We start from the raw sequence: 15,934 nt of genomic DNA, 5'->3' as shown, positions 1-15,934 counted from the left end.
CAGTTACATATATCTACGGCAAGGTGAAGCTGACGTGGCTTGAAGAGATTTTCGAAGAGTATTAGCGACTAGTTAGCTGGGAAAGGAAGATATTTGTGACAAATAATAAACTGTATTCGTTGATAGAATTTAGAAATAAAATATATGAAGAATTAGAACTTTCCAGAAGTGATTTAGCGATTTTACTATGTGCCATGCTTATCGCCTCTATCGGATTAAATATGGATTCGACTCCCGTGATTATTGGAGCCATGTTAATCTCTCCTTTGATGACACCTATTCTGGGAGTGGGGCTCTCTCTAGCTATATTTGATTTTAAATTGTTAAGAAAATCTTTTAAAATATTAGCTATTCAAATTCTTGCCAGTCTAATAGCTTCAACACTTTATTTTTATCTTTCTCCCATTTCGTATGCTAGTTCGGAGATTGTTGCTAGAACCTCTCCGACTATTTGGGATGTTCTCATTGCTTTTGTAGGAGGGATAGCAGGTATTATTGGTGCTAGGAAAAAAGAGACCAATAATATTGTTCCTGGTGTTGCTATTGCAACCGCCTTGATGCCTCCTCTTTGTACAGTAGGTTATGCTATTGCTTCTGCTAATCTAAAATTTATCATAGGCTCCTCTTACCTATTCCTCATCAATTGTAGCTTTATTGTCATTGCGACTTATATAGGTGTTAGGTTGATGATGGTTAAGAAACATTATTTTAAAGATAATGAAGAAGACTCTAAAATGCGCAGGATTTTGCTTCTAGTTGCTGTTTTGCTGATGATTCCGAGTTTTATCTCTGCAACGACTTTAGTGAGAGAAACGTTGAAAAAAGAGTCCCTTAAGAAATTTATATCAGAGCAATTTCAGGGGCATAATATTTTGAAAAAAATCTATTCTAAAAAGACTCATACCCTAAAGCTAACCATTTCAGGAAATTATTTGACAGAAGAAGAACTCGATATGATTTCCAGTAAGAGAGGTGACTATGGTTTAAGTGATGTTTCTGTTCAAGTTTCCCAATTGTCTGATTCAGAACAACTTAGTAAGGAAGAACTGGTGGAGTATTTCTTCCAGTATATCAAGGATAAGGAAGCAAAAGAAAAGGAAAAAGCCAATAAATTTGATACAGAGTCTGAGGAACAATAATTTCTTGAGAATAGCTGGTTTTTCTCGTGAGTCTTCTATGTATATCAAAGGAAGACTGAAGTCTTAAGTATAAACTTTTCTTCTATTATAGTAGCTAAGTCTTGACAGGGTTCAAAAAATGGTTTACACTTTATAAAGTTTATTACTTTGAAAAGGTGTGATACTGTGGCTACGGCAACAAAAAAGAAAAAATCAACAGTTAAAAAAAATCTAGTCATCGTGGAGTCGCCTGCTAAGGCCAAGACGATTGAAAAATATCTAGGCAGAAACTACAAGGTTTTAGCCAGTGTCGGGCATATCCGTGATTTGAAGAAATCCAGTATGTCCGTCGATATTGAAAATAATTATGAACCGCAATATATCAATATCCGAGGAAAAGGCCCTCTTATCAATGACTTGAAAAAAGAAGCTAAAAAAGCTAATAAAGTTTTTCTGGCGAGTGACCCGGACCGTGAAGGAGAAGCGATTTCTTGGCATTTGGCCCATATTCTCAACTTGGATGAAAATGATGCTAACCGTGTGGTCTTCAATGAAATCACCAAAGATGCTGTCAAAAATGCTTTTAAAGAACCTCGTAAGATTGATATGGACTTGGTCGATGCCCAACAGGCTCGTCGTGTCCTAGACCGCTTGGTAGGCTATTCGATTTCGCCTATTTTGTGGAAGAAGGTCAAGAAGGGCTTGTCAGCAGGTCGCGTTCAGTCTATTGCGCTTAAACTCATCATTGATCGTGAGAATGAAATCAATGCCTTCCAGCCAGAAGAATACTGGACAATTGATGCTGTCTTTAAAAAGGGAACCAAGCAATTTCAGGCTTCCTTCTATGGAGTAGACGGCAAAAAGTTGAAACTGACTAGCAATGATGAGGTAAAGGAAGTCTTGTCTCGTCTGACTAGCAAAGATTTTTCAGTGGATCAGGTAGATAAGAAAGAGCGCAAGCGCAATGCTCCATTACCCTATACCACTTCATCTATGCAGATGGATGCTGCCAATAAAATTAACTTCCGTACTCGAAAAACCATGATGGTTGCCCAACAGCTCTATGAAGGGATCAATATCGGTTCTGGTGTGCAAGGTTTGATTACCTATATGCGTACTGATTCGACTCGTATCAGTCCAGTGGCACAGAACGAAGCAGCAAGTTTCATTACAGACCGTTTTGGTAGCAAGTATTCTAAGCATGGTAGCAAGGTCAAAAATGCATCAGGTGCTCAGGATGCCCATGAGGCTATTCGTCCGTCAAGTGTCTTTAACACACCGGAAAGTATTGCTAAGTATCTGGATAAGGATCAGCTCAAGCTTTATACTCTTATTTGGAATCGTTTTGTAGCGAGTCAGATGACAGCTGCTGTCTTTGATACCATGGCTGTTAAATTGTCGCAAAATGGTGTTCAATTTGCTGCTAATGGTAGTCAGGTTAAGTTTGATGGTTATCTTGCCATTTATAATGATTCTGACAAGAATAAAATGTTACCAGATATGGCTGTTGGAGATGTGGTTAAGCAGGTGAATAGCAAACCAGAGCAACATTTCACTCAACCGCCTGCTCGTTATTCTGAAGCGACATTGATTAAGACCTTGGAGGAAAATGGTGTTGGACGTCCGTCAACCTACGCACCGACCATTGAAACTATTCAGAAACGTTATTATGTTCGCCTTGCAGCCAAACGCTTTGAACCGACAGAGTTGGGAGAAATTGTTAACAAGCTCATCGTTGAATATTTCCCAGATATCGTAAACGTGACCTTCACAGCTGAAATGGAAGGCAAGCTGGATGATGTCGAAGTCGGAAAAGAGCAGTGGCAACGTGTTATTGATGCCTTTTACAAACCATTCTCTAAAGAAGTGGCCAAGGCTGAAGAAGAAATGGAAAAAATCCAGATTAAGGATGAACCAGCTGGATTTGACTGTGAAGTGTGTGGCAGTCCAATGGTCATTAAACTTGGTCGATTTGGTAAGTTCTACGCTTGTAGCAATTTCCCAGATTGCCGCCATACCCAAGCAATTGTGAAAGAGATTGGTGTTGAGTGTCCAAGTTGTCATCAGGGACAAATCATTGAGCGTAAAACCAAACGCAATCGCCTTTTCTATGGTTGCAATCGCTATCCAGAATGTGAATTTACCTCTTGGGACAAGCCTGTTGGTCGTGACTGTCCAAAATGTGGAAACTTCCTCATGGAGAAAAAAGTCCGTGGTGGTGGCAAGCAGGTTGTTTGTAGCAAGGGTGACTACGAAGAAGAAAAGATTAAATAAGAAGAGAGTCCTGAAAGTGAATTTCAGGCTCTTTTTGGTTAGAACTTGACAAAATTCATCATTGTATGCGAAACTAGAAGAAGATTATTTTAATTAGGAGTAGTTATGCGTCTTATCTATCTGATAATTGGTTTTTTATCACTGGCCTTGGCAATTGTTGGGGTTGTTTTACCCTTGTTGCCTACAACGCCTTTTCTTTTGTTGTCTATTGCTTGTTTCTCCAGAAGTTCCAAGCGCTTCGAAGATTGGTTGTATCATACCAAGCTCTATCAAGCATATGTTGCTGATTTTCGCGAGACTAAGTCTATTGCGCGTGAACGTAAAAAAGAGATTATTGTCTCTATCTACATCTTGATGGGAATTTCCATTTATTTTGCACCTCTTTTACCTGTCAAAATCGGTCTGGGAGCCTTGACCATCTTTATCACCTATTATCTCTTTAAGGTTATTCCAGACAAAGAATAGTTAAAATAGTAGTTATTTGCCTTGATAAAAATAAAAACATATTCACAACAATATGATATAATAAATTCAAAGTAATATTCAAGGAGAATCAAATGATTTACGAATTTTGTGCTGAAAATGTGACCTTGCTTGAAAAAGCGATGGAGGCTGGAGCTCGTCGAATCGAACTCTGTGATAATCTTGCAGTTGGTGGGACAACACCCAGCTATGGAGTGACTAAGGCAGCAGTTGAACTGGCAGCTAACTACAATACAACCATCATGACCATGATTCGGCCACGTGGTGGCGACTTTGTCTATAATGATATGGAAATTGCTATTATGCTAGAAGACATTCGCTTGACTGCTCAGGCTGGAAGTCAAGGGGTTGTATTTGGTACCTTAACTGCTGATAAAAAGTTGGATAAGCCTAATCTGGAGAAGCTAATTGAGGCTTCAAAAGGAATGGAAATTGTCTTTCATATGGCCTTTGATGAATTGAGCGAAGAAGACCAGTTAGAAGCTATTGACTGGCTTAGTCAAGCTGGAGTCACTCGTATCCTAACTCGTGCTGGTGTATCTGGCGACTCTCTAGACAAACGTTTTGCTCATTATCACAAAATTTTGGAACATGCTAAAGGTAAAATTGAAATTCTACCAGGTGGAGGGATTGACCTTGACAACCGTCAAACCTTTATTGACCAGCTGGGGATAACACAATTGCATGGAACCAAGGTTGTCTTTTAAAAAATAGAAAGGAACTGCTAGCTTTTGATAGCAGTTTTCACTTATGTTTGAAATTTTTAAATCCTATCAATTTAATAAAGAAAAGGCTCATGCTTATGGTTTTGTAGAAAATAGTGGAGTCTGGACCTATAGTTGCCAGATTTTGCAGGGTGACTTTGTCATGACTGTGTCCATTACTGCTGATAATGTGAACTTTCAGGTCTTTGACCAGGAAACCGGTGACCTCTATCCTCAAGTTCATATGGAAAGTATGCGTGGGAGTTTTGTAGGAAGTGTCCGTGAGGCTTGTTTGGAGATTCTTTACCAGATTCGGAAGGCTTGTTTTGATGTGCAAGATTTTATCTTTCCTCAGACTAAGCGTATCATGGTTCAGGTTCAGGAAAAGTATGGAAACCAGTTGGAGTATCTGTGGGAGAAATCGCCTGATACGGCAGTATTAAGACATGAAGGAAATCAAAAGTGGTATGCCGTCTTGATGAAAATCTCTTGGGATAAGCTGGAAAAGGGCAGAGAAGGACAAGTGGAAGCAGTCAATCTCAAACATGATCAAGTAGTGGACCTGCTTTCACAAAAGGGCATTTATCCAGCTTTTCATATGAACAAACGCTACTGGATTAGTGTGGCGCTTGATGATACGTTGTCAGATGAAATGGTACTGGAATTGATAGAAAAAAGTTGGAACTTAACCTCTAAAAAATGAAACATTTCAAGGATTTTCAAGAACTTTCAATTAGCTAAATATTCTCTACTGAAGAAATTTTCAGAAAATATTTGATTTTTTCTTGACAAGTGCTTTTGCCTATGCTAAAATACTTAACAAGATATCAAACGAAGGAGAAAGTCAAACATGAAAACAGCTAAGTTTAATCAATTCGCTTTGTTGTTGAGGTACTCGGGCTAGTGCAAAAAGCATTAGTCCTGTTTGGCTTACCAAGCGGGAGTAAATCAACATCTCGCTTGGGTTTCTGAGCGAGATGTTTTTTTTAAAATCACATTTGGAAAAGGGGAAATCTTATGCGAACAGTTGAATTTCTAGATACCAGCCTTCGGGATGGAGAGCAGACACCCGGTGTTAACTTTTCAATCAAAGAAAAAATTGCCATAGCAAGGCAGCTTGAGAAATGGGGTATTTCAGCCATTGAAGCTGGTTTTCCGGCGGCGAGTCCTGATTCATTCACAGCAGTGCAGGAGATTGCTAAGGCCTTGAAGAAAACGGCGGTAACTGGTCTGGCCCGCTCTGTCAAGTCTGATATTGATGCTTGTTACGAGGCCCTAAAGGACGCCAAGTATCCACAAGTTCACGTCTTTATCGCTACCAGTCCCATTCATCGTAAGTATAAGCTCAATAAGAGCAAGGAAGAGATTTTGGAAGCTATTAAGGAGCATGTTTCTTATGCCCGTTCTAAGTTTGAAGTGGTCGAATTCTCTCCTGAGGATGCGACTAGAACAGAGTTGGATTTCCTCTTACAAGTTGTTCAAACAGCGGTTGATGCAGGGGCGTCTTATATCAATATCCCTGATACGGTTGGATTTACCACGCCAGAGGAGTACGGTGCTATCTTCAAATACTTGATTGAGAATGTCAAGACGGATCGTCAGATTATCTATTCGCCTCACTGCCACGATGACCTTGGAATGGCAGTGGCAAATAGCCTTGCTGCTGTCAAGAATGGTGCAGGACGTGTTGAAGGAACTATCAACGGTATTGGTGAGAGAGCTGGAAATGCTTCTTTGGAAGAAATAGCAGTTACTCTCAATATTCGCCAAGATTACTACCAAGCAGAAACCAGTATTGTCCTAAATGAGACCATCAATACGTCAGAAATGGTTTCTCGCTTCTCAGGAATTCCAGTTCCTAAAAACAAGGCTGTGGTTGGTGGTAATGCTTTTTCTCATGAATCTGGTATTCACCAAGATGGAGTTCTTAAAAATCCTCTCACTTATGAGATTATCACCCCTGAATTGGTTGGTGTTAAGAGTAATAGTCTTCCGCTTGGAAAATTGTCTGGTCGCCATGCCTTCGTTGAGAAGCTGAGAGAACTAGCCCTAGATTTTACAGAAGAGGATATCAAACCACTCTTTGCTAAGTTCAAGGCACTGGCCGACAAGAAACAAGAAATCACAGATGCAGATATTCGTGCGCTGGTAGCTGGAACCATGGTTGAAAATCCAGAAGGCTTCCATTTTGATGATTTACAACTTCAAACCCATGCAGATAATGACATTGAAGCGCTCGTTAGCCTAGCCAATATGGATGGTGAGAAGGTCGAATTTAATGCGACAGGTCAAGGTTCCGTTGAAGCGATCTTTAACGCTATCGACAAGTTCTTTAACCAATCCGTTCGCTTGGTGTCCTATACCATTGATGCGGTAACGGATGGAATCGATGCCCAAGCTCGGGTTTTGGTCACTGTTGAAAACAGAGATACAGAGACCATATTTAACGCAGCAGGTCTTGATTTCGATGTGTTGAAGGCTTCGGCTATTGCCTATATAAACGCTAATACCTTTGTTCAAAAAGAGAATGCTGGTGAGATGGGACGCAGTGTTTCTTACCGCGACATGCCGAGTGTGTAAAGGAGAATGCTATGGCAAATAAAATAGTAGTTCTAGCAGGGGACGGAATTGGCCCAGAAATCATGGAGGCTGGTTTAGAAGTCCTGGAGGCTCTAGCTGAAAAAACAGATTTTGACTATGAGGTTGACAGACGACCCTTCGGAGGTGCAGGTATTGATGCAGCAGGGCATCCCTTACCTGATGAAACCCTCAAGGTATGTCGTGAAGCAGATGCCATTCTCCTAGCGGCTATCGGTAGTCCTCAGTATGATGGAGCAGCGGTTCGGCCTGAACAAGGTTTGCTGGTTCTCCGTAAGGAACTCAATCTTTACGCTAATATTCGCCCTGTAAAAATCTTTGACAGTCTCAAGCATTTGTCACCACTCAAACCGGAACGAATTGCTGGTGTAGACTTTGTCGTGGTGCGTGAGTTGACAGGCGGGATTTACTTTGGAGATCATATCCTTGAAGAGCGCAAAGCGCGTGATATCAACGACTATAGCTATGAGGAAGTGGAGCGGATTATTCGCAAAGTCTTTGAAATTGCAAGAAATCGCAGAAAAACCGTTACCAGCATCGATAAACAAAATGTTTTGGCGACATCAAAACTCTGGAGAAGAGTAGCTGAGAAGGTCGCACAGGATTTCCCAGATGTGACTTTGGAACACCAGCTGGTGGACTCAGCTGCCATGCTTATGATTACCAATCCTGCTAAGTTTGATGTTATTGTAACGGAGAATCTTTTTGGAGATATTCTCTCTGATGAATCAAGCGTTCTATCTGGCACACTTGGGGTTATGCCATCAGCCAGTCACTCTGAAAAGGGTCCAAGTCTCTATGAACCTATTCACGGTTCAGCTCCTGATATTGCTGGTCAAGGCATTGCAAATCCTATCTCCATGATTTTATCAGTGGCCATGATGTTGAGAGATAGTTTTGGTCGTTATGAGGATGCAGAGCGTATTGAGCGTGCTGTTGAAGCAAGTTTGGCGGCTGGTGTTTTAACAAGAGATATAGGGGGACAGGCTTCTACCAGGGAAATGACAGAAGCTATTATTGCAAGGTTATGAAGTTAGACGAAAAAATTACTCTAGTCCTTTTAATTTGGAATGTCATGGTTTTCTTGATTTATGGTATTGACAAATCTAAGGCAAGGAGAAGAGCTTGGCGCATCCCAGAGAAAATCTTACTCATTTTAGCCTTTACTTGTGGTGGTTTTGGTGCCTGGTTAGCAGGAATCACTTTTCACCACAAGACTCGAAAATGGTACTTTAAAACAGTTTGGTTTCTTGGGATGGTGACTACACTAGTAGCCTTATATGTTATTTGGAGGTAATAGATGGCAGGAAAATCGATTTTTGATAAATTATGGGACCGTCATGTCATCACAGGAGAAGAGGGGCAGCCCCAACTCATGTATGTGGATCAGCACTATATTCATGAAGTGACCAGCCCTCAGGCTTTTCAAGGTTTGCGAGATGCAGGGCGCAGATTGAGACGACCAGACTTGACATTTGGAACATTTGACCACAATGTCCCGACGGTCAATATCTACGATATTCGAGATGTGATTTCTAAGGCTCAAATTGATAAGCTGGCTGAAAATGTTGAGGAGTTTGGGATTGAACATGCGGCCCATGGTTCTGAAAAACAAGGAATTGTTCACATGGTTGGTCCAGAAACAGGACGAACCCAACCAGGGAAATTCATCGTCTGTGGAGATAGCCACACAGCAACCCACGGGGCTTTCGGAGCTATCGCCTTTGGGATTGGGACCAGTGAGGTCGAACATGTCTTTGCGACACAGACCCTCTGGCAGGTCAAACCCAAGAAAATGCTGGTGGAATTTACAGGTGTTCCTCAAAAAGGAGTTTATTCCAAGGATTTCATTCTCGCTCTGATTGCCAAGTACGGCGTTGCTTGCGGTGTCGGCTACGTTGTGGAATATCGTGGACAAGCGATTGATGCACTGAGCATGGAAGAGCGAATGACCATCTGCAATATGTCCATCGAGTTTGGATCTAAGATGGGAATCATGAATCCGGATCAAACCACCTATGATTATCTCAAGGGACGGGAGTGTGTTCCAGAGGACTTTGAAGAGGCTGTGGCTGATTGGAAAACAATTGTCAGTGATGAGGATGCTGTTTACGATAAGGTTATCCAGATGGATGTCTCAGACTTGGCTCCCATGGTGACCTGGGGGACCAATCCTGCTATGGGTGTTGACTTTGACAGTAGCTTCCCAGAAATTAAGGACATGAATGATGAGCGAGCCTACAACTACATGGACTTGGAACCAGGTCAAAAGCCAGCGGATATTGAACTAGGCTATATCTTTATCGGTTCTTGTACCAATGCTCGTCTCAGTGACTTGCAACTGGCTGCGCGATTTGTCAAAGGAAAGAAAATAGCTCCTAACTTAACGGCTATCGTGGTTCCAGGCTCTCGTCCTGTCAAACGAGCGGCTGAGAAGTTGGGCTTGGACAAGGTCTTTCTAGATGCTGGTTTTGAGTGGAGAGACCCAGGTTGCTCTATGTGCCTAGGGATGAATCCTGATAAGGTTCCAGATGGCGTTCACTGCGCCTCAACAAGCAACCGCAACTTTGAAGACAGACAGGGGTTTGGTGCTAAGACCCACCTCTGCAGTCCAGCCATGGCAGCAGCAGCAGCTATTGCAGGGCGCTTTGTAGATGTTCGGCAAATGCCAGAGACCCAGTAAGGAGAGGATATGGAGAAATTCACAGTTTATACAGGAACGACCGTTCCTCTTATGAATGATAACATCGACACCGACCAAATCCTACCCAAGCAGTTTCTCAAGTTAATTGATAAAAAAGGCTTTGGTAAGTACCTTATGTATGCTTGGAGATATTTGGACGATAAGTATACTGAGGATCCAGACTTTGTCTTTAATAGACCTGAATATCGCAAAGCCAGTATTCTCATTTCAGGGGATAACTTCGGCGCAGGGTCTTCGAGGGAACACGCTGCTTGGGCTCTAGCGGACTATGGTTTTAAGGTCGTGATTGCGGGGTCTTTCGGTGATATTCATTACAATAATGAACTCAATAATGGTATGTTGCCTATTGTTCAGCCCAGAGAGGTTAGAGAGAAACTAGCTCAGCTACAACCAAGTGACCAGGTAACTGTGGACTTGGAACAACAAAAAATCATCTCACCAGTTGGAGAATTCACGTTTGAAATTGATAGCGAATGGAAACACAAACTCTTAAATGGTTTGGATGATATTGGTATTACCTTGCAGTATGAAGATTTGATTGCTGCTTATGAAAAACAACGACCAGCCTACTGGCAGGATTAGAAGAAAAATAGAAAAGGAAATAGAACTATGACAAAACACATTCAATGGAAGGGAACACTTTCACAAGAAGGATATGACATTTTAAAAGGTGAGGGCGGATGTATCGTTTGCCCTACTAAAGTTGGTTACATCATCATGACTAGCGATAAGGCTGGTCTTGAACGTAAGTTTGAAGCTAAAGAACGTAACCGTAACAAACCAGGTGTTGTTCTCTGCGGTAGCATGGACGAGCTTCGCGCCTTAGCACAACTTAACCCAGAAATTGAAGCCTTCTACCAAAAACATTGGGATGAAGATATTCTTCTTGGTTGTATCCTTCCTTGGAAACCAGAAGCCTTTGAAAAACTCAAAGCATACGGTGATGGCCGTGAAGAACTGATGACTGACGTTCGTGGTACTAGCTGTTTCGTTATCAAGTTTGGGAAAGCTGGTGAACAATTGGCTGACAAACTTTGGGAAGAAGGCAAGATGGTTTATGCCTCATCAGCTAACCCATCTGGAAAAGGAAACCGTGGTAAGGTAGAAGGTATCGGAGAACGCATCGAAGGGGCAGTTGACCTTGTTATCGAGGCGGACGACTATGTGGCATCTATCCAGCCTGACAAAACGATTGAAACTCGCTACGAGCAAGGTGTGATGGTCTCTATGGTCGATAAAGACGGCAAACTCATCCCAGAACAAGGAGGAGCACGCTCAACTTCACCAGCTCCAGTTGTAATCCGCAAAGGGCTTGACATTGATAAGATTATGATGCACTTGTCAGATATCTTTAACTCATGGGACTACCGTCAGGGCGAGTATTATTAGGATAAAAAAGAAGTCTAGTGTTAAGAGGGAATACTCCACTCTACACTAGGCTTTTTCTTTAGAAATTCTTTTCTTTTTCTATAGGATATGATATGCTAGAGATGAGCTATATATTAATAGAACTTACTTGTGAAAGTAAATTAAAGGAGTATTCAAATGAACAGTAAACAAAATAATTACTTTTTTGTTGGTACAAGATTTGGTGATGATGATTATCTTGAATATTTCAGGAAAGAAGGAAAGTGGGAATTAGGATGGCATAACAACGAGGAAAATAAACAGTATCAAAAAATGTTAAAGTTGTTTAATAAAATTAAACCAGGTGACGTTTTATTTGCTAAATCCACATATGTCAAAAAGAAGAATTTACCTTTTGTAAAGAAAGATGATTTAAAGGTTTCTGTGATGAAAATTCGTGGAATGGCGACTGTTAAAGAGGTTTTAGATGATGGGCATACCATTATTGTTGATTGGAAAAAAGAGTATATAGAGAGGGAGTGGTTTTTCTTTACGGGGCAAGAAACAATATGGTTTCCATCAGATATTAAGTATCGAACTAAAGAGACTAACCAGTTAATAAAATTTGCTGCAAGTGATGAAATCATAATTCAAGACTATGACTATTTTTTGAATCATCCTAATTGGAAAAAGTATAAAAAATTAGAAAGTGAAACTATGTTAAGGAATGATTTTTTATTTAATTATAGTGGTATATTAAGAAAATCCAAAAACCTCATCCTCCGTGGTGCACCGGGGACGGGAAAAACTTATCTTGCTAAAGAAATTGCTAAAGAGTTAACGGAAGGTCATGAGGAGCAAATCGGCTTTGTACAGTTTCATCCATCTTATGATTATACGGATTTTGTAGAAGGTTTAAGACCAGTATCAAATGGGGATGGAGCTATTGAGTTTAGGCTACAGGACGGTATTTTTAAAGATTTTTGTCAGAAAGCAAAAGAAACCCAATTGATTGGAGGACAAGATAATTTTGATGAGGCTTGGGATTCTTACTTAGAATATATAAATGTTGCTGAAGAAAAAGAATATATAACAAAAACATCTTACTTATCTGTTAATAGTAGACAAAATTTGTCAGTAAATTATGATAGTGGTGTTCCAGGATGGTCACTACCTAGCAAATATGTTTACGAGTTGTATAAAGATAAAAATTATAATAAGCAAGAATACTACAAAAGTGGTGGAAAAACTGTCCTAGAAACATTGAGAAAGAGATTTGGTTTGAAAGACTATGTTTCCCCAATAGAAATTGATACTGATAAGAAATTCGTCTTCATCATCGATGAAATCAATCGTGGGGAGATTTCTAAGATTTTTGGCGAACTCTTTTTCTCTATCGACCCTGACTATCGTGGTGAAAAAGGAAGTGTTTCTACCCAATATGCAAATCTACACGAAACTGATGAAAAGTTCTATATCCCCGAAAATGTTTACATCATCGGAACTATGAATGATATTGATCGTTCAGTGGATACCTTTGATTTTGCTATGCGTCGTCGTTTTCGTTTTGTTGAAGTTACTGCCGAGGGTCAAGTTGGCATGTTGGATAAAGAGCTGAATATCCATGCAGAAGAAGCAAAAATTCGTCTAAGAAACTTGAACGCTGCTATCGAAAATGTTCAGGAATTAAACAGTCATTATCATATTGGACCAAGTTATTTTCTTAAGTTGAAGGATGTAGATTTTGACTATGAATTACTCTGGTCTGATTATATTAAGCCTCTCCTAGAAGACTACTTGCGAGGTTCTTATGATGAGGTTGAAACTTTGGAAACTTTGAAAAAAGCATTTGAACTGACAAATAATGAGCAAAAAGATCAGGCAGTAGCTGATGACAATGAAGGCGATGAAAACGATGATGCGGATTACTGATAATCAACACAAGATTATTAAAGAAAAATTTGTTGAAGAATATCCTAAACTAAGCAATCTTCTTTTAGACAGAACCTTGGAAAGTCTATCCCAAGATGAACGTATTTTCATTTTTCCAAATGATTTGACTCATACTCCTGATTTGGATAAGGACCAAAAGATTTTTGAAACAGTCAATCAGAAAATCAAGACAGGGAACGTGATTGGTTTTCTTGGATATGGTCAGGAAAGATTAACGATTTCCTCACGATTTTCTGATGAGAGTAATGACCATTTTTTGCATTATCTCTTAAACAAGGTTCTTCATATCAATCTCACTAGTTTAGATGTTGCTTTGTCTCGTGAAGAGAGGCTTTATCAACTTTTGATGTATCTCTTCCCCAAGTATCTACAAGCTGCTATTCGAAAAGGTCTTTATAAGGAATACCAGAGATTTTCTCATAACGACAGTCATGTTAAGGGAGTGATTGATGTAAGAAACCATCTCAAGAAAAATCTTCCTTTCACGGGAAATATTGCCTACACAACGAGAGAGTTCACCTATGATAATCCCCTCATGCAGTTGGTCCGTCACACTATTGAATACATTAAGAATCAGAAAAGCATTGGTCAAGGGGTACTAGATAATCTCTCAACTAGTCGTGAAAACGTATCTGAAATCGTGCGTGTAACGCCCTCTTATAAACTAGCTGATCGTGCTAAGATTACTCGGAGAAATCAATCTAAACCTATACGTCATGCATACTTTCACGAGTACAGAAACTTACAAGAACTTTGTCTGATGATCCTAAACCAAGAAAAGCACGGTTTAGGGTATCAAGATCAAAAAATCTATGGTATTCTCTTTGATGTTGCCTGGCTTTGGGAAGAGTATGTTTACACCTTGTTGCCAAAAGGTTTTGTACATCCCAGAAATAAGGATAAGACGGATGGAATTTCAGTATTTTCTGTTGGGAAACGAAAAGTATATCCAGATTTTTATGACAGAGAACGAAAGATTGTTCTAGATGCAAAATATAAAAAACTGGAATTGACTGAAAAAGGAATCAACCGTGAGGACTTATTCCAGCTGATTTCCTATTCTTATATTTTAAAAGCTGAGAAGGCTGGACTTGTTTTTCCGAGCAAGGACAAGGTTATTGATAATGAGATGGGAAACCTAGCAGGTTATGGAGCTCAATTGAAGAAGTGGTCTATTCGAATCCCTCAGAATGCCTCATTCTATAGTGCATTTTGTAAAATGATGGAAAATTCAGAAGAAAATTTTAAAGCGATTATTGATGAAGAAGTGGGGAGAAAATAATTTCCCCTCTTTCTTTTATTTTTAACACAAGCAAAACCCGAACAATATATTTTAATTCATAAAATAATTTGACAAAAACTGTACTTTAGTTTATAATAAATTAAGGAAACGTCGGAAAAGGCGTAGTGATGCGAGAGCATAGGTAGGTCATTACAAAAGAAACGAGACATCGATATGTTAAATGAATTTCCAATTTTTGATTACGAAGATATTCAATTGATTCCAAATAAATGTGTCATTAAAAGCCGTGCAGAAGCGGATACAAGTGTCACTTTAGGAAATCACACCTTTAAACTACCTGTTGTGCCAGCTAATATGCAGACGATTTTGGATGAAAATGTAGCAGAGCAACTGGCAAAAGGTGGTTACTTCTACATTATGCACCGTTTTGATGAAGCAGGACGTATTCCTTTTATTAAGCGTATGCATGAGCAAGGGCTCATTGCTTCTATCTCTGTCGGCGTTAAGGACTATGAGTATGATTTTGTTAGCCAGCTCAAGGCTGATGCTCCAGAATATATCACGATTGACATCGCTCATGGTCATGCTGATAGCGTGATTTCTATGATTCAACACATCAAGAAAGAATTGCCAGATACTTTTGTTATTGCTGGAAATGTGGGAACACCAGAAGCTGTGCGTGAATTGGAAAATGCTGGTGCGGATGCTACTAAGATCGGAATTGGACCTGGTAAGGTTTGTATCACCAAGGTCAAGACTGGTTTTGGTACAGGTGGTTGGCAGTTGGCTGCTCTCCGTTGGTGTGCTAAGGCTGCACGTAAACCGATTATCGCTGATGGAGGGATTCGCACTCACGGTGATATTGCCAAGTCTATCCGTTTCGGTGCTAGCATGGTCATGATTGGTTCCCTCTTTGCAGGACACATCGAAAGTCCAGGGAAAACAATTGAAGTTGATGGTGAACAGTTCAAAGAATATTACGGTTCAGCTTCACAATATCAAAAGGGTGCTTATAAGAACGTGGAGGGCAAACGCATCTTGCTTCCTGCCAAAGGTCATCTGCAAGACACTTTAACTGAGATGGAACAAGACCTTCAAAGTGCTATTTCTTATGCAGGTGGACGTCAGGTTGCTGACCTTAAACACGTTGATTATGTGATCGTGAAAAACTCTATTTGGAATGGGGATGCTTCCCACTAAGACGGGCTATTTGGCCAGAAAAAAACTTGTTATTAGAGCAAATTTCTGTTATAATAAAACAAGTTTCCACCCTTAGTGTAATGGATATCACGTAAGATTCCGGTTCTTGAGATGGGGGTTCGATTCCCTCAGGGTGGATATAAACATCCTAAAAAGCCTTTAATAGGGCTTTTTTTATCTTGCCCCCAATTTGCCTCTAAAACTGAAAACTTCATTCTAAAGAATGCCCAAATGCTCTCCAGTCCCGTTTTAGAGTGACTCAGGAGGCTTTTTTTGATATAATAAAAAGGACTGTTATCAGTTAGAAAGA

General features: G+C 40.1%; 14 protein-coding genes and 1 tRNA gene. All 15 read left to right on the top strand.

Annotation, left to right across the window (positions count from 1 at the left end; genetic code table 11):
• Positions 1–95 precede the first annotated feature (95 nt).
• The 15 genes from HT687_RS00470 to HT687_RS00400 all read left to right on the top strand — a co-directional run bounded on the left by HT687_RS00470 (position 96) and on the right by HT687_RS00400 (position 15,762).
• Positions 96–1,139, top strand: a complete 1,044-nt coding sequence (locus HT687_RS00470; protein ID WP_007284808.1) for a TIGR00341 family protein — start codon at positions 96–98, stop codon at positions 1,137–1,139.
• Positions 1,140–1,304: 165 nt separating this feature from the next.
• Positions 1,305–3,392, top strand: coding sequence for a type I DNA topoisomerase (gene topA, locus HT687_RS00465; protein WP_000179656.1), 2,088 nt, complete (start codon positions 1,305–1,307; stop codon positions 3,390–3,392).
• Positions 3,393–3,497: 105 nt separating this feature from the next.
• Complete coding sequence (locus HT687_RS00460) at positions 3,498–3,857, top strand: YbaN family protein (RefSeq protein WP_023936524.1); 360 nt, start codon at positions 3,498–3,500, stop codon at positions 3,855–3,857.
• Between the two features lie 92 nt (positions 3,858–3,949).
• Complete coding sequence (locus tag HT687_RS00455; RefSeq protein WP_023936523.1) at positions 3,950–4,582, top strand: copper homeostasis protein CutC; 633 nt, start codon at positions 3,950–3,952, stop codon at positions 4,580–4,582.
• A 43-nt stretch (positions 4,583–4,625) separates the two neighbouring features.
• Positions 4,626–5,282 (top strand): MmcQ/YjbR family DNA-binding protein, encoded by a 657-nt coding sequence (locus tag HT687_RS00450; protein ID WP_023936522.1) that lies wholly within the window; start codon positions 4,626–4,628, stop codon positions 5,280–5,282.
• Positions 5,283–5,596: 314 nt separating this feature from the next.
• Positions 5,597–7,159, top strand: coding sequence for a 2-isopropylmalate synthase (locus tag HT687_RS00445; protein WP_023936521.1), 1,563 nt, complete (start codon positions 5,597–5,599; stop codon positions 7,157–7,159).
• Positions 7,160–7,170: 11 nt separating this feature from the next.
• A complete protein-coding gene (leuB, locus tag HT687_RS00440; RefSeq protein WP_023936519.1) occupies positions 7,171–8,208 on the top strand; it encodes a 3-isopropylmalate dehydrogenase in 1,038 nt (345 codons plus the stop codon).
• Positions 8,205–8,474: a DUF1294 domain-containing protein gene (locus HT687_RS00435; protein ID WP_023936517.1), complete on the top strand. Its 270-nt coding sequence runs from the start codon at positions 8,205–8,207 to the stop codon at positions 8,472–8,474. The genes leuB and HT687_RS00435 overlap by 4 nt, the downstream gene beginning before the upstream one ends.
• Positions 8,475–8,477: 3 nt before the next feature.
• Positions 8,478–9,860: a 3-isopropylmalate dehydratase large subunit gene (leuC, locus tag HT687_RS00430; RefSeq protein WP_023936515.1), complete on the top strand. Its 1,383-nt coding sequence runs from the start codon at positions 8,478–8,480 to the stop codon at positions 9,858–9,860.
• Between the two features lie 9 nt (positions 9,861–9,869).
• Positions 9,870–10,463, top strand: a complete 594-nt coding sequence (gene leuD, locus HT687_RS00425) for a 3-isopropylmalate dehydratase small subunit (protein WP_000410625.1) — start codon at positions 9,870–9,872, stop codon at positions 10,461–10,463.
• A gap of 27 nt (positions 10,464–10,490) precedes the next feature.
• The gene (locus HT687_RS00420) at positions 10,491–11,270 is read left to right on the top strand and encodes a Sua5/YciO/YrdC/YwlC family protein (RefSeq protein WP_023936512.1); all 780 of its coding nucleotides are present in this window, start codon (positions 10,491–10,493) and stop codon (positions 11,268–11,270) included.
• Positions 11,271–11,426: 156 nt separating this feature from the next.
• Entirely contained in the window at positions 11,427–13,160 is a 1,734-nt protein-coding gene (locus HT687_RS00415; protein WP_023936510.1) for an McrB family protein, read from the top strand.
• Positions 13,147–14,463 carry an McrC family protein gene (locus tag HT687_RS00410; protein WP_001866200.1) on the top strand — a complete coding sequence of 439 codons (1,317 nt, stop codon included), beginning with the start codon at positions 13,147–13,149 and terminating at the stop codon, positions 14,461–14,463. Before HT687_RS00415 ends, HT687_RS00410 begins: the two co-directional genes overlap by 14 nt.
• Before the next feature lie 174 nt (positions 14,464–14,637).
• Positions 14,638–15,624 (top strand): GMP reductase, encoded by a 987-nt coding sequence (locus HT687_RS00405; RefSeq protein ID WP_023936506.1) that lies wholly within the window; start codon positions 14,638–14,640, stop codon positions 15,622–15,624.
• Positions 15,625–15,690: 66 nt separating this feature from the next.
• Positions 15,691–15,762 (top strand) — tRNA-Arg (locus HT687_RS00400).
• Positions 15,763–15,934: the final 172 nt, after the last annotated feature.

It is taken from the genome of Streptococcus sp. 1449, assembly GCF_013276805.1.
Classification (GTDB): domain Bacteria; phylum Bacillota; class Bacilli; order Lactobacillales; family Streptococcaceae; genus Streptococcus; species Streptococcus pseudopneumoniae.
The sequence above is the reverse complement of the archived record's forward strand: the minus strand, read 5'-3'. Positions and strand labels throughout refer to the sequence as shown.